Origin of the sequence: Mobiluncus porci (assembly GCF_009695935.1) — a bacterium.
GTDB lineage: Bacteria > Actinomycetota > Actinomycetes > Actinomycetales > Actinomycetaceae > Mobiluncus > Mobiluncus porci.
In genome coordinates this window covers 88831-103356 of sequence record NZ_VUMY01000005.1, presented here as the reverse complement: position 1 = coordinate 103356, position 14526 = coordinate 88831, and the positions used below count along the sequence as shown (strand labels likewise).

The 14526-nt window shown below is 58.7% G+C and carries 12 protein-coding genes; 8 read left to right on the top strand and 4 right to left on the bottom strand.

Annotation, left to right across the window (positions count from 1 at the left end):
- Positions 1–6 precede the first annotated feature (6 nt).
- Entirely contained in the window at positions 7–726 is a 720-nt protein-coding gene (locus FYJ63_RS03870; RefSeq protein ID WP_154543941.1) for an ABC transporter ATP-binding protein, read from the bottom strand.
- Positions 727–888: 162 nt separating this feature from the next.
- On the opposite strand from FYJ63_RS03870, the gene FYJ63_RS03865 reads away from it, so the two are divergent.
- Complete coding sequence (locus FYJ63_RS03865) at positions 889–1389, top strand: ferric reductase-like transmembrane domain-containing protein (protein WP_229769934.1); 501 nt, start codon at positions 889–891, stop codon at positions 1387–1389.
- Positions 1390–1543: 154 nt separating this feature from the next.
- Here FYJ63_RS03865 and FYJ63_RS03860 read toward each other — a convergent pair whose 3' ends face one another.
- From FYJ63_RS03860 to FYJ63_RS03850, 3 genes are all read right to left on the bottom strand, one after another.
- Positions 1544–2206 carry a CE1759 family FMN reductase gene (locus FYJ63_RS03860; protein ID WP_154543937.1) on the bottom strand — a complete coding sequence of 221 codons (663 nt, stop codon included), beginning with the start codon at positions 2204–2206 and terminating at the stop codon, positions 1544–1546.
- An 8-nt stretch (positions 2207–2214) separates the two neighbouring features.
- Positions 2215–3327, bottom strand: coding sequence for a CE1758 family FMN-dependent luciferase-like monooxygenase (locus FYJ63_RS03855; protein WP_154543935.1), 1113 nt, complete (start codon positions 3325–3327; stop codon positions 2215–2217).
- Positions 3328–3414: 87 nt separating this feature from the next.
- Positions 3415–4383, bottom strand: a complete 969-nt coding sequence (locus FYJ63_RS03850) for a hypothetical protein (RefSeq protein ID WP_338106816.1) — start codon at positions 4381–4383, stop codon at positions 3415–3417.
- Positions 4384–4543: 160 nt separating this feature from the next.
- On the opposite strand from FYJ63_RS03850, the gene FYJ63_RS03845 reads away from it, so the two are divergent.
- From FYJ63_RS03845 to FYJ63_RS03815, 7 genes are all read left to right on the top strand, one after another.
- Positions 4544–5041, top strand: a complete 498-nt coding sequence (locus FYJ63_RS03845) for a ribosome maturation factor RimP (protein ID WP_154543933.1) — start codon at positions 4544–4546, stop codon at positions 5039–5041.
- Between the two features lie 30 nt (positions 5042–5071).
- On the top strand, positions 5072–6055 hold the full coding sequence (gene nusA, locus FYJ63_RS03840; RefSeq protein ID WP_154543931.1) for a transcription termination factor NusA: 984 nt from the start codon (positions 5072–5074) through the stop codon (positions 6053–6055).
- Positions 6056–6536: 481 nt separating this feature from the next.
- Positions 6537–7787 carry a cell wall-binding repeat-containing protein gene (locus tag FYJ63_RS03835; RefSeq protein ID WP_229769933.1) on the top strand — a complete coding sequence of 417 codons (1251 nt, stop codon included), beginning with the start codon at positions 6537–6539 and terminating at the stop codon, positions 7785–7787.
- Positions 7788–8119: 332 nt separating this feature from the next.
- Positions 8120–10954: a translation initiation factor IF-2 gene (gene infB / locus FYJ63_RS03830; protein ID WP_154544017.1), complete on the top strand. Its 2835-nt coding sequence runs from the start codon at positions 8120–8122 to the stop codon at positions 10952–10954.
- 60 nt (positions 10955–11014) lie between these two features.
- The gene (gene rbfA, locus FYJ63_RS03825; protein ID WP_154543927.1) at positions 11015–11440 is read left to right on the top strand and encodes a 30S ribosome-binding factor RbfA; all 426 of its coding nucleotides are present in this window, start codon (positions 11015–11017) and stop codon (positions 11438–11440) included.
- A 24-nt stretch (positions 11441–11464) separates the two neighbouring features.
- The gene (truB, locus tag FYJ63_RS03820; RefSeq protein WP_338106815.1) at positions 11465–12574 is read left to right on the top strand and encodes a tRNA pseudouridine(55) synthase TruB; all 1110 of its coding nucleotides are present in this window, start codon (positions 11465–11467) and stop codon (positions 12572–12574) included.
- A gap of 56 nt (positions 12575–12630) precedes the next feature.
- Positions 12631–14496: a cell wall-binding repeat-containing protein gene (locus FYJ63_RS03815; protein ID WP_154543925.1), complete on the top strand. Its 1866-nt coding sequence runs from the start codon at positions 12631–12633 to the stop codon at positions 14494–14496.
- Positions 14497–14526: the final 30 nt, after the last annotated feature.

Sequence of the window (14526 nt, the reverse complement as noted above, 5' to 3'; positions counted from 1 at the left end):
CTTTCATTACGCCACCTCGGCAATCTCGGCAGCAGAGGGGTGGGAGAGGTCGTTCACGATTTGGCCGTCGCGCACAATCAGAACCCGGTCGGCTGTGGCCGCGGCGTGACGGTCGTGGGTGACCATGACCACAGTTTGTTGAAATGTATCAACGGCTTGCCGCAGAAGCGACAACACCTCCGCACTCGAGGCGGAGTCGAGGTTTCCGGTCGGCTCGTCGGCGACCAAAATTTGTGGCCGCGCGAGCAAAGCGCGAGCCACGGCGACGCGCTGGACCTGGCCACCGGAGAGCTCCCAGGGCTTATGCGTGAGACGGTCCTCGAGGCCCAGGGCGGAAACGACCCGATTAAACCACTCGGGATCGATGCGTTTTCCCGCGAGTCGCAGGGGTAGCTCAATGTTCGCCCGCGCATCGACAGTGGGGATGAGGTTGAAAGACTGGAAAACGAATCCGACCTGGTCACGTCGCCACAGGGTCAGAGCCTTGTCGTTCAGTCGGGTGATGTCCACATTTCCGACCGTGATCTCCCCGCTTGTCACCGCGTCCAGACCAGCCAGCAGATGCAGCAGAGTCGATTTTCCGGATCCGGACGGTCCCATAATGGCAGTGAACTCGTGGGCGCGGATGTCGAGGTTGATGCCGTTCAAGGCGTGGACGGACGCGTCGCCGGTGCCGTAAACCTTGGTGACACCTCGTAGCGCGGCAATAGGTGCGTTTGAATCCATGAGTGGTCTCCTCTCGTTGTATCCTCGACGATACTGGAGGTCAAAGGGGTTTTCCATCAGGGAATCCCCTGATTTATCCCTGAGCAACCCTGGGAGTGAGGGTCTTTGCTATGGTGACCAACCGGACGGCTCTATATAATTTGAGGCGTGAAAAATAGTGCAATGGGTAGGGCATCAGCAAGGCGCACCACTTGGATCCGGTTTCGATTCCGAGGCATGGGGCCGTGGATATTCCTGATTTCAACCGTAATCTACTTAGGCATCTGGGCGTGGCAATTCCTCACCGGTCAGGACCTCACCAATTTGGCCGACGGAGTGAGCCTCGATAGAAACCTTGGGGGCGTTTTGAAAACCATGGCCACCACTTCCTCCGCCTTGGGGGAAGCCTTCAGGTCTCTAGCCGTATGGTTCTTCATGTGGACTCTCGTCATCATGAGTTCTACCCGCTGGATTGAGGCTCTCTTCGCGGGATTGGACCGCGCCGCTATCTGGCACCGTGGGGTGGCGATTCTCGGAACAGTGTCCCTCGCCCTCCACGCCCTGTTTACTGAAATCGGTAAAGAAACCACTCTCGGGAAACCCCTCGCAACCTTGGGGGGCAATCGGTATCTTCGGGCTCGTGGTGTGGGCGATGCTACCGCGGTGGCGGAACTTTCTACCTAGATTCACCCACTCGCCCCTGGAGAAACTCGCCGCAAGCCCGCTCGGGAAGCCAGTGGATTCATTCCTTTCCCGCTGTGGAGGGATTCCTCGCCGCAGGGGTCGCGGCCTCCAATATCCATTTCGAATACTTCAACTGGGGCTGATGGCTTCCGCCCTAGTCGTGGTTACCCAGAAGCTGGGCAAACGGCGTCACGGTCAAGGGCTCGGAGTCACCCGCAGTGTTCTCTTGGCGGCGCGGCTCGTTCGCGGCGAGCAAGTCAGCAAACTCGCGTCCGGCGCGACCGATACGGTCGTTGAGGCCGTTCGTGTCCCCATCTCCCCAATCTTCGGTCGCAGCAAAAACCGAGGTTGGAGCCACCAAAGCCTTCAAATAGGAAAACAGGGGCCCCATGGCTTGGTCAATCACCAAGGAATGCCTCGCGGTGCCACCGGTCGCGCCGAGCAGGAACGGCACGCCCTTGATGAGATCGGGGTCCACCAGATCCCAAAACATTTTGAAAATCCCCGAGTATGAAGCCTGATAGGTCGGCGAGACGGCAATAATCCCGTCAGCGGATTCCACGGATTTCACGGCCTCATCGAGTTCTGGAGTTCGCGCCAGCGTCGTGGCGGCCGCGGCGGCGTCGCTAGCGAGGCTGCGTAGTTCGATAACGTTCACCCGCGGGACGATGCCCAGGGCGGAGAGTCCGTCGGTTGTGGCCGCGGCGAGATCCTGGGCGAGCATCGTCGAGGTAGAGCCCTCGGAGGTGCCGCCGCTCACCACCACGAGGTGGCGTTCGCGGGGCTGAAATGGGTCAGTTTGTTCCAGTGCTTGCATTTTTTCTCCTACTTATTTCCGCCGGGGATGGGGGCGTGGCCGGCCTGGGCGAGTTCTACCATTGCGGCGTGGCTCGGAGCGGTGGCGGGAACCTCAGGGTCACGGCGCGACTCGAACTCTTTGCGTAGAGTCGGCAAAATGTCGGCCCCGAAAATGTCCATCTGGTTCAAGACTGTCTTTAGGGGCAAACCCGCGTGGTCAATCAGGAACAGTGTCCGCTGATAGTCGCCGACCCAGTCGCGGAAGGTGAGCGTCCGATCGATAATCTCTTGCGGGGAACCGACCGTCAATGGCGTAATCTCGGAGAAATCCTCCAAGGAAGGTCCGTGGCCATAAACCGGCGCGTTGTCGAAGTACGGCCGAAACTCGCGAACCGCATCTTGAGAATTCTTCGCCACATAAGCCTGAGCGCCCAGAGCCACATAAGCCTGTTTTGCCTTGCCGTGACCGTAGAATTCATAGCGCTGACGATAGAGATTCACCATGTTGATGACGTGCTCCTTGTTCCAAAAAATATTGTTGTGGAAGAAGCCGTCACCGTAATAAGCGGCCTGTTCGGCGGTCTCGGGGGAACGAATCGAGGCGTGCCAGACGAAGGGCGCGACGCCGTCGAGCGGCCGGGGCATCGAAGTGAAGTGGTTTAGGGGCGTGCGAAACTCCCCGTGCCAGTTCAGGTTTTCGTTATGCCACAGCCGGTAGAGCAGGTCGTAGTTCTCGATTGCCAACTCGATGCCTTTACGGATGTCGCGACCAAACCAGGGATAAACCGGACCCGTGTTTCCGCGTCCCAGCGCCAAGTCCATGCGTCCCTCAGTCAGGTGCTGGAGGTAGGCGTAATCCTCGGCGAGCCGCACCGGATCCATCGTGGTAATCAGAGTGACCGCGGTGGAAAGCTTAATCTTCTTGGTCACAGCCGCGAGATAGGCCAACAAGACCGGCGGGTTTCCGGGGGCCGCGAAAGGCGGGTTGTGGTGCTGACCCACTGCGAAAACATCAAAGCCGACCTCTTCGGCGTGCTTCGCGATAGCGAGTTGCATCTGGATTTTTTCGTGCTCATCGGGAGTGTGACCCGTCAAGGGGTCTTCCGTCATGTCCCCGATTGAAAAAACACCGATTTCCATGTTTCTCCTTGTGATTAGTGGTTCTGTAAACCTTTCAATTGGGCTAACAAATCCGCGGCTCGGATTATTCCCGCGCCTAAAACCGACTCACGGCCAGAGCTGGGAGAAGATGGTCGCGGGAGGAACCCCGAAACGGGCTTGGGAGAAGGCAGAGTCGCGCGCGGCGCCAATCCAGGGATCGCGGCGTTCCGGGTGGTCTTTACCCGCGGGCGGAAGGGCGGCGAGAACCTCGAGCTCGGCGGCGAAAGCGTCCGCATCGGCCGAGTTCAGCAAGTGGATAGCCGCTGACTTGTCCGCTAAAGTCTCGAAATCCAAAGCGTACTGTCCGGCGCGTACATCTTCTACGCCGAGCTCCACGAGCCGCTGCACTTCCCAGCTCAAAGCCTCGGCGCGCCCCAAAGCCCAAGCTCGGTCATCGCCGGAGAGGAACGCTGCGGCGGTCTCCGCGCGATACCGCGCAAAATCCAGGGCCGACTCGGCTTCGCGAAGTTTATCCAGAAGCGCCAGGTCTTCGATTTTCACGCCCGGCTCATCGGGATTCGTCGGGGGCGCCGCGGAATCCTTTGCTGACAGAGAGGGAACCGCCACCCCCGAGGCGACCGACAGACGGTTTGCGTCCAATGCGCTCGCCGCGCAAGTCCCCGCGAGCAAAGTGGCATCGGTGCGGTTCGGGGCGGCGCTGGCGGAGCGGCAAGCGGTGGCTCCGGAATCAACCAGGAGCTGCAGCAAATCCGCGACAGTCCCCGGAACCGCCGAGGGAGTCGGGCCGGTTTCGGCGCCGCTCGGGACCCCGCTCGGCCACGGATTCCACACCCCACCCATCACAGAAAGCCGCTGCGCCGCCTGGTCTCGCACGATTCCTGCCGCATCTCTAAGCGCTGCGGATTGGGAGCCATCATTGGCCAGCGCGTCAGCTCCGGTACTGATGGCCTCCTGGGCGCGAGTAACTACCGAAATTCCCGCCTGCCCGGGGTCTAAAGACGGCAGTGCATCCGGGGGAGTATCAAGTCGCAGCCCGCAACCCGCAAGGCCGAGCGTTCCCGCAAGTAGCGCCACAACCCATAGACTAGGTTTAGGAAGAAAATGACAACGGCGGGTTTCGCGGCGGGCAAACATGTCTCCATTGTTCCACAACCGAGTGGTCAATCAGGGGTGAGAAGCGCTACTGCGGGGAAACTCCCGCCACAAGCCCGCCACGAGAAGGGGGAAACTTTTCATGACAACAGAAAATGAGCTGCTTACAGCTAAGGTCGGTGAACTCATTGAGCCAAAGGTCAGAGAACTGGGACTGTACCTGGAGAAGCTTCTCATCAAGGGCTCCAAAAACACCCGCATTGTGGAGGTCTATCTGGATCTTCCAGACGGAACAGACTCGCTGGGAAGTGAAAGGCTGGAAGAAGCCAGTCGAGAGATTTCCGCGCTCCTGGACGCTCAAGACCCCATCGAGGGGGCATACAACTTGGAGGTGTCTACTCTGGGAGCCGAACACGAGCTTGACAATCCGCGACTTTTCGCCCGCGCGGTCGGGAAAGACGCGGAAGTGAAAGCCAAGGGAGAGATTCGGCAGGGGGTCATTAAAGATGCTGGTGGGGAGGGTTTTACTTTGGAAATAGACGGAAAACAAGAAACCATCGGCTTTGGTGAACTAGAATCGGCTCGGACGGTGATTTTGTTTGGAACGAATAAAAAAACCGGCAAGTCCAAGAAGAAATAACAATCGAACAAGTTAATACGGAGGAGAACAATGCAAATCGACATGTCCACCTTGCGCCTGGTGGAAGCGGAAAAAGGCATGGATTTTGAGTCGCTCGTCAAGACGGTGGAGGAGGCCTTGTTGAAGGCGTTCCGGAACCAGTCTGGGGTGAAGGGGCCGGCTCGCGTAGAGGTTGAACGCAAAACTGGGGATGTGAAAGTTTTTGTTACCGAACTTGATGAAGACGAAAATCCGGTAGGGGAAGAGGAAGTTACTCCCGATGATTTCGGGCGAACCGCCGCAGCGACCGTGAAATCCGTTATTATCCAGCGTTTCCAAGAAGAAGAGGACAAACAGGTTCTCGGGGATTTCAAGGATCGCGTGGGACAGGTTGTTTCCGGAGTCGTGACGGCGGCGCGCGACCCGAAACTCGTGGCCGTGGATTTGGGAGACATCGAGGGGATTATTCCGCCCGCGGAACAGGTTCCTGGCGAACACTACAAGAACGGCGAGCGGATTCGGGTCTATGTTTTGACCGCCAATCGCGGTTTGAAGGGCCCCCACATTGAACTGTCTCGGACCCATCCGGGACTGGTGCAAGGGTTGTTCAAGCGCGAGGTTCCCGAGATTGAAAAAGATTTGGTTGCTATCGAATCGGTGGCGCGCGAGCCGGGGCACCGGACAAAGATCGCAGTGAGGGCTTTGGAGAACGGCGTGAACGCGAAGGGTGCGTGCATCGGACCGAACGGGTCGCGAGTTCGCGCGGTGATGAACGAGTTGAATGGCGAGAAAATCGACATCATCGATTGGTCTGAAAATCCGGTGGAATTTATCGCTAACGCTTTGAGTCCGGCGAAGGTGGTTTCGGTGCGGGTTTTGGACGAGGAACGACGTCTCGCTCGCGTGGTGGTTCCCGATTTCCAGCAGTCCCTCGCTATCGGTAAGGAAGGGCAGAACGCCCGCTTAGCTTCGCGGTTGACCGGTTGGGGGATTGACATCCACTCGGACAACGAAAATGGTTCTCCGCTTGCTTGAAGCTTAATTTTCGCGCTGCTGTTGTTACGTTTCTCAGTCGCGCAGGTGCCTGCAATGCTTCGCATTGCGCGCCGCTTCCTTGGCCTCAGCAATGCTCGAGCAAGCTCGGCATTGCGTTCGGTCTGCGTCGCGGTGGGGTCCCGAGACTACGAGCACCCGAAGGGAGTGAGGTCGAGCCAAGCTTTCTTGAGCTCGAACCGAGCGACCGAGGGTATGCAATCTCGAAGAGATTGCGAATACCCACAGGCTCCTTCGAAACTCCCCTCCAGCAGCGCGCCCTTCAGTATTTTCAAGCGGAGAACCATTAGTTGATTGAGTGGAAAGCCTTTGATTGGCCAGAAATGTTATCAAGTTGTTATAATAGACAAGTTGTGTAACGATTAAGCAACAACATTTGAAAACATTTATTGTCTACTACCTTTCAAGGAGGACATTTGCTCGGTTCAAATGAACCGGACAAATACACGAAATCATGCGACTTATGCCACTTATGATGACATCGTCCCTTACTGCCGCGGCGCTCGGAATCGCTGCTGGTGTCCCGCAAATTGGCACCATGCCCGAGGCACTGGCCGCGGATACTACCGCTGTCGGTTCTTTTGAACGTATTGCCGGTATGAATCGCTACCAAACTTCAGAAAAAGTAGCCCAGCTTACCGGTCTCAAAACTGTCGAAGTGCCAGCTTCTTCCCCAGACGCTTTGGTTGGCTCTCTTGATGCCGCCCACGGCAACAAGGCTGCCGTTCTTTCCCCCGATGCACCAACCCTCGGCGGGGTAAATCGCTACGAGTCTGCCGCTAATGTCGCCTTGGAGGGAGAAAAGGAAGCGCCGGTCGTAATCGCTAATGGCAATTCCACTGTCGATATTCTTGCCGCAACTTCCTACGCGGCTTTGACCGGATCCAATCTCATCCTTTCCCCCGCAGCGGAACTTGATGAACACGCCACTGCTGCCTTGGAAAATCTAGAGCCTTCCGGTTTGACCTTGGTGGGAGGTGCCGGTGTGTTGAGCGAGAGCGTGAAAACGCAAGCCGAGGCGCTGACCGGGCTGACTGCCAACCGCGTCGCCGGAGCGAACCGCTTCGATACCGCTATGGCTACAGCCCAAGCCGCGGGAGTCGGCTCCTACCTCTTGGTCAACGGCAACAATCCCGTGGATGCTTTCACTTTGGCACCGCTGGTTAAGCAGTCTCAGTCCGCTGTGATTCTGGTTGGCCAAACCTGCGCCCCGCAAAGTGTTTTGAATTTCATCGCGAACAAACCGGTCACCATCATCGGTGGGGCAAGTGCAGTTAGCGATAACTACGCCGCCAAGACCTGCGAGCAAGAGGGCGCGGAGAAGGCAGAAGCCGCTCGAATCGCGGCGGAAAAAGCTGCTCAAGAGGCGGCTGCCGCGGCCGCAGCAGCGGCAGCGGCGGCTAACCCTTACGGGGCTGGCACCCCGCGCGGTATCGCCTACGACATGTTGGGCCAATACGGGTGGGGACACGACCAGATGGCTCCCCTCGAAGCGTTGTGGATGCGGGAATCCGGATGGAATCACCGCGCGGGACGAACCGGAGGCCCCTACGGAATCCCGCAGGCCAATCCCGGAACCAAGATGGCCTCTTTCGGAGCGGACTGGGCGACCAATCCGGCTACTCAAATTGCTTGGGGCTTGAGCTACATCAAGGGGCGCTACGGAAGCCCGGCTGGCGCTTGGGCGAACTTCCAACGTCGCGGCTGGTATTGATCTTCTAGCCAAAAGACACTCCCAAAACGATTGCGGGGCGACTCTTCGGGGTCGTCCCGCAATCGAGTTAGAGGTCTCGCGGGGTTTTCAGGTATACTGGCAGACGGCGCTTTTCCGACAAGCTCGCGATTCTGGCGGGAATGGGGGAAGGCCAGAAGAGTTATCCGATGAGAATGCCAAGGTATTTCAGTTTGAATAAGGGCATTCACAATGACCTAGGAAGCGGGTTGGAAATGTTGGGCACCCGATGAGTACCCGATGAGTACCAACGATTAAAGAGGTCTGTCCTTTGCTGGGCGGACCGGTGAAGGACAAGGAGAAACGTGGCACGAATGCGCGTGCACGAGCTCGCTAAAGAGCTCGGAACTGATTCCAAGACAATGCTTGACGCCTTGAAAGACGCCGGAGAGTTCGTTAAATCGGCATCTTCCGTGGTGGAAAGTCCGGTCGTCAAAAAGATGACCAAGCATTTCGAAGATAACAAACTCGGGAAGTTCAGTCCCGAGGCTGCCAAGAAGGCCGAAAAGGCAGCGGCGAAGAAGAAGGCTGAACAAGCCAAGAAAGCTGAGCAGGAGAAGCAGGCCGCCCAAGAGTCTGCGGCAAGTGACTCTCCGGATTCTACGGAGGCTGCGGGGACTGCGGCGGCTCCCGCAACCGCTGCAGCGAAAACCGGATCTGTCCCAGAGACCACTCAACCGGAGCCCGCCTCACAGTCGGAGGACGCTAAACCCAGTCCCGAACCAGACCTCGCCCCGAAACCGGGTGCGCGCAAACCGGGGGCGTCTCATGGTGCCAAGAAGGAAGAGCCTCCTGCCCCCGCTAAGCCGGAGCATATTCCGGGGGTTCCCACTCCTGCGGCAGTTCACAATATGCCGAAGCCGGGGGCGAAAATCCCGAAGCCGGGCAGTCACGCTCGCCCCGGTAATAATCCGTTTGCTTCCTCCCAAGGAATGCCTCGTCCCGGAGGGACCGGTGGGGCTAAACCAGGGCCCAGGCGCGGGCGACCGGGTAATAATCCGTTTGCTTCCGCCCAGGGCATGAGCCAAGGCGTGCGGCCCGCCCCGGGCGGCGGGGCACGTCCCAAGCCCGGAGACCACGCGGGCCGCGGTGGCGGCTTCAATAACAGTGGCTCCACCGGCGGAGGACGCCCCGGACGTGGCGGTCGTGGGGGCCGCGGCGGTTCACCTACGGAGAACCAGAATACTTTTGGGGCCCCACCAGCCAACCGCGGTCGCGGGGGGCGCGGCTCCACCCAGGGTGCTTTCGGGCACGGTAAATCCAAGAAATCCAAGGCACGTCGCGCGAAGCGTCAGGAGATCGAGGAACAAAGCGCACCCGTGATTGGCGGGGTTTCCATCCCCAAGGGCAACGGCCAAGAAATCCGGATTCGTTCCGGTGCCTCCCTGGCCGATTTCGCGGAAAAGATCAATGTGAACCCCGCCGCCTTGGTGACGGTGTTGTTCCATATGGGAGAGATGGCGACCGCGAACCAGTCCCTTGATGAAGACACCTTTGCCCTGCTCGGAGCCGAACTTGGCTACGACATTAAGATTGTGTCCCCTGAGGATGAAGACCGCGACATTCTGGAGTCCTTCGATATCGATTTGGAAGCCGAAGAGCTTGATGACATCGACCAGATGGAACCGCGTCCGCCGGTCGTTACCGTTATGGGTCACGTTGACCACGGCAAGACGAAGCTCTTGGATGCGATTCGGAATACGGACGTGGTTGATGCCGAATACGGCGGTATCACCCAGCATATTGGTGCCTACCAGGTCACTTTGAAGAAAGCCGACAAGGGTCGCAAGATTACCTTTATTGATACTCCTGGTCACGAGGCCTTCACCGCCATGCGGGCGCGCGGCGCGGAGATTACGGACATCGCGATTATCGTGGTCGCCGCCGATGACGGGGTGATGCCCCAGACTGTCGAGGCCATCAACCATGCGAAGGCCGCGAATGTGCCGATTGTGGTGGCGGTCAACAAGATTGATAAGCCAGAGGCGAACCCTGACAAGGTGAAAGCCCAGATGTCCGAATATGGAGTCTTACCTGAGGAATACGGTGGCGATACCATGTTCGTCCCGATTTCTGCCAAGCAGCGTCTCGGTATCGCTGACCTGCTTGACGCGGTGCTTCTGACGGCCGATGCTGTGCTCGAACTTAAGGCGAACCCGCACGCTCCGGCGCGCGGTGCCACCATCGAGGCAAATCTTGATAAGGGCCGTGGCGCGGTCGCAACGGTTCTGGTTCAGCGCGGGACTTTGCGCGTGGGCGACGCCATCGTGGCGGGAACCGCTTATGGGCGCGTGCGTGCCATGTTCAACGAGCGCGGGCAAAACGTGGAAGAAGCCGGTCCTTCGACACCAGTCCAGGTTCTGGGCTTGACCTCGGTGCCGCGAGCCGGTGACAACTTCCTTGTGGCTGAGGATGACCGCACGGCTCGCCAGATTGCTGACAAGCGCGCGGCAGTCGAGCGGGCGGCGCTCTTGGCGAAGCGCCGCAAGCGCGTCACCTTGGAGTCCTTCGACGAGGCTTTGAAGGCCGGCAAGGTCGACATGTTGAACTTGATCATCAAGGGCGACGTGTCCGGCTCGGTCGAAGCCTTGGAGGACTCCTTGTTGAAGATCGATGTCGGCGAGGAAGTCGGTTTGCGGATTATTCACCGCGGCGTCGGTGCGATTACGCAAAACGATGTCAACCTCGCGACCGTGGACAACGCGGTAATCATCGGCTTCAACGTCCGACCGGCCGAGCGTGTCGCGGAATACGCCGATGCCGAGGGTGTGGACATGAAGTTCTACTCGGTGATTTACCAGGTCATCGAAGACGTCGAAAACGCGATGAAGGGCATGTTGAAGCCAATCTACGAGGAACACGATTTGGGTTCTGCGGAGATTCTGCAGGTCTTCAAGTCCTCCAAGTTCGGCAACATCGCGGGCTGTATCGTCAAGAAGGGCACCATCAAGCGCGGCACCAAGGCTCGCTTGGTTCGCGAGGGAGTTGTCATCAATGGCGAGCTGGAGATTCATTCGCTTCGCCGCGAGAAAGACGACGTCACCGAGGTTCGCGAGGGCTTCGAATGCGGTATCGGTCTGGAGTTCAAGGATATCCAGGTCGGCGACATGATCGAGACCTGGGAGATGCGCGAAATCCCCCGCGACTAACTCGCTTTGAGCGTCACCGGCGGGTCTGACCCAAACGGCGTAGTGAGAAAGGCTTAAAAAATGGATGAAACCAGGCGCGAAAAAGTCGCCGCGAACATCATGACCACCGTCGCAAGCATGCTCAACAACGGTTCCATCAAGGATCCACGGCTCGGCTTTGTCACCGTGACCTCGGTCGAGGTCACGGGTGACCTCCAGCACGCAAAAGTCTATTACACGGCTTACGGGTCGGAGTCGGAAAAGACCGGAACCGCCGCGGCTTTGGCTTCCGCGCGGGGCTTGATTCGCTCGCGGGTCGGAAAGAATCTCGGCACCAGGCTTACTCCAACGCTGGATTTTGTCGCCGATCCGGTACCGGATCAGGCCGCAGCAGTGGAAAGCGCTCTCGCGGAGGCTCGCGCTGCTGATGAAGCTTTAGCTGCTCGTAAGGGCACCGAGTTTGCCGGCGAGGCTGACCCCTACAAGAAGCCCCGCGAAGAAGAGTAATGTCCCACCGGAAGGTCTGGAACAGTGAAGGAATTTGAGTTGCCGCGAGGGGAGGCCTGTGAGCCTGGGATTATCGTGATTGATAAGCCGCGAGGGCTCACTTCAAACCAGGTCTTGTCTCGGGTGCGGCGTCTGGCGGGGCAAAAGAGAGTCGGCTATGCCGGGACACTCGACCCGATGGCGACCGGACTGCTGATTTTTGCTGTCGGGAAGGCCACGAAACTCCTCCAATATCTGACCGCTCACGACAAGGCTTACTTGGCACGGGTTCGCTTTGGGATGGCAACCGACACTGACGATGCGGAAGGAGCCGTGACTTCAGCTCTCGGCGCGGAGGGGCTCACGATTGAGCGCGTCGAGTCGGCGCTCGCGGCCTACCGCGGCGAAATTCAACAAGTGCCCTCGACTTATTCAGCCATCAAGGTTGACGGAAAGCGCGCCTATGACTTGGCTCGTCGCGGGGAAGAAGTTGATCTGAAAGCCCGAACAGTGACAATCTCGAAACTCGAACTTTTACCATTTTGGCCCGTCCCCAATGGTAAAAATTTACCAACGGGGACGGGCCAAAATGGTAAAAACGAGGGATCTGTAGCTCAACGCTCAACGGATTCGCAAGTGACGCTAGACGTGGACTTGTTGGTGGAATGCTCGGCAGGAACCTATGTCCGCGCGCTGGCACGGGATTTGGGGCGAGACCTGGGCTGCGGGGCACACTTGACTGCGCTGCGCCGGATTCGGGTCGGAGACTACGCGCTAGACTCGGCGAAAACCCTTGATGACCTTGCTGCGGAAGTCGAGAAAAACGGGAAAATCCAGGTGAAAACACTTGATGAAGCGCTCCTCTCAACCTTCCCACCCCTCGAGGTGGACGAAACCCAGGCGCGGGCGCTGTCTTTTGGCCAGTCGATTCGCATCTCGAATCCTCCGCAGATAACGGATAATGAGAGAGGCCAGCGATTCGCCGCCCACGCTCCGCTAGGGTCGGTGGTGGCGCTCGTGGAGATGGCTACGAATTCGGTTGATGACTTAGGCGAAGAGGACACAACCCCCAAGAGCAAACCGGCAAACCAGGAGGCTAAAACCGCCAAACCGGTGTGGGTTTTACATCCGCACGGGAGCCAAAATCACGAATAGCTGTCAATTCGAGGCGGTTAGTTACATATAAGAGTTAAGGGCAGGAAGGAAGAACTATGAGTGCGAAACTGGATCGAATCGGGTGGCTCCTGGCCGCCAGTTTGCTGAGCTTCGGGGGACTTGTTCTCAGTCCAGCTGCTCTTGCTGACCGAACCACCCCACCCGCTACCTTGCCCCAAATCTCTACGACCGCCGCCGCAGAACCGACGCCTCCCGACGCGAGCGACCCCTCGGTCCCGCCAACGAACAGTCCGGGATGGTCACTCGAAAACGGCGAACTCATGATTGGAGGAGCCTCCGCTGCCCAGGCTTCCGGAACCGAATGGGTGGCCTACATTCCGATTACAAACTATGACAATTCCGGCTCTATCTGCACCGGAGTCCTGGTTGACCCGTCTTGGGTTTTGACCGCGAAACACTGCCTAGCCAACTCCCCTCATTACATCAACGTTTCTTTCGGGGCGAATCGGCTGGGTTCCTATCCGGTGGACGACTACAAGACGAATCTCGATTTTGACGCAGCCTTGCTGCACCTGAAAACGCCGGTAGCGGGAATTGCTCCCGCTCGTTTGGCGAAAACCCCCGCAAACATCGGAGATGTAGGAATCGAATACGGTTGGGGCGGCACCGGCACGGTTCTCCAAAATGCCCAACAGCGCATTGTCGCGACCTGTTTTGCCGTCGTCGGCAAGGACGATCCCTCGAAATTCACCGCAAATTGCTCCGGTTCCCAAGCGCCTGGCCAGTTGAGCTACAAGGTGCAATGGTCCGGAGTGAAAACAGAACACGGCGATTCAGGCGGGCCTTTGGTAGCGAATGGCCAGGTGGTTGGCACTTTGATTGGTGGTAACGACGAGGCATCCTACTTCGGTTCAGTCCTGCCTTTGGCGGGCTGGCTCCAAGACATTGCGAAAGTGTCGCTCGGCGGGTCTTCTATGAACGTCGTCGAGTACCCGTTTGAGTCTCGCCTGGAGAGAATCGCTGGCCAGAATCGGGTCGCGACCGCTTTGGCGCTTCACGGGGCGAGTGGAGCGAGCGGGGATGCGATCGTGTTGACAACCGGCAACTTGGCGCCAGATGCTTTGAGCTCGGCGGCGCTCGTGGGCGCGCGGGGTGCCACAATTCTCTTGTCAACAACCAGCCCCGTGGAGTCTTCCGTTGTGAGCGCGATTAAAGCCTCCGGGCGTAAACAAGTCTATGTCGTGGGCGGGGGAGTAAAACTCAGCCCTGCGCAGCGCACGGAGCTCGGGGCTGCGGGGATTGCGGTTGAGGACTTGGTAGGCTCGGACCGTTTCGATACGGCCGCCAAAGTGGCTCTGCTGGCTCAAGGGCTCAACGCTGCGAACTCGGCTGCGACCCCAGAAAATATCCTCGACGTGTTCCTGGTTGACGCCACCAGCGACCCGAACATTCCCGACGCGATTGCTGCCGGTCCGGCGGTGGCGGAACGCCGCGGGGTCATCTTGTTCACCAACGGGACTTCTCTTCCTGAAACAACCATTGATGCCATCTCGACTCTTTCCACTATCGCCTCCCAAATCGGTGGAACCTTGCGAATCTGGGGAGTCGGCGGGCGCGCAGCCACGGCTGTGCCGGGCGCTTTAATCGGGGGCGTCCAGCTGGGAGTTAATATCGTCGGGGCGGATCGCTATGAGACGGCTACGAAACTCGCGGATGATTTCTTCCCCAACGCTGGCTCCTATCTCGTCGCTTCCGGGACGGTGTTTGCTGACGGGCTGGCGGGGGCAGGCTACGCCCACGCCTCGAAGAAGGCCATCTTGCTGACCGCACCCAACCAGCTCAACGCCAGCCTTGAGGCCTTTGTGAAGGCACACCCGAGCGCCACCTACACCATCGCGGGAGGTGACGGAGCTGTGTCGCGTTTCGTCGCCAACAGTATCGGCGCGCTCTTGGCGCGATGATTTTCCCACCGGCACTCAAGAACCAAGAAG

Coding starts and splice junctions, on each gene's coding strand:
- rbfA (WP_154543927.1), top strand. CDS start 11,015: ATGGATGAAACCAGGCGCGAAAAAGTCGCCGCGAACATCATGACCACC.
- infB (WP_154544017.1), top strand. CDS start 8,120: ATGCGCGTGCACGAGCTCGCTAAAGAGCTCGGAACTGATTCCAAGACA.
- FYJ63_RS03860 (WP_154543937.1), bottom strand. CDS start 2,206: ATGCAAGCACTGGAACAAACTGACCCATTTCAGCCCCGCGAACGCCAC.
- FYJ63_RS03855 (WP_154543935.1), bottom strand. CDS start 3,327: ATGGAAATCGGTGTTTTTTCAATCGGGGACATGACGGAAGACCCCTTG.
- FYJ63_RS03815 (WP_154543925.1), top strand. CDS start 12,631: ATGAGTGCGAAACTGGATCGAATCGGGTGGCTCCTGGCCGCCAGTTTG.
- FYJ63_RS03865 (WP_229769934.1), top strand. CDS start 889: ATGGGTAGGGCATCAGCAAGGCGCACCACTTGGATCCGGTTTCGATTC.
- FYJ63_RS03870 (WP_154543941.1), bottom strand. CDS start 726: ATGGATTCAAACGCACCTATTGCCGCGCTACGAGGTGTCACCAAGGTT.
- FYJ63_RS03845 (WP_154543933.1), top strand. CDS start 4,544: ATGACAACAGAAAATGAGCTGCTTACAGCTAAGGTCGGTGAACTCATT.
- nusA (WP_154543931.1), top strand. CDS start 5,072: ATGCAAATCGACATGTCCACCTTGCGCCTGGTGGAAGCGGAAAAAGGC.
- FYJ63_RS03835 (WP_229769933.1), top strand. CDS start 6,537: ATGCCACTTATGATGACATCGTCCCTTACTGCCGCGGCGCTCGGAATC.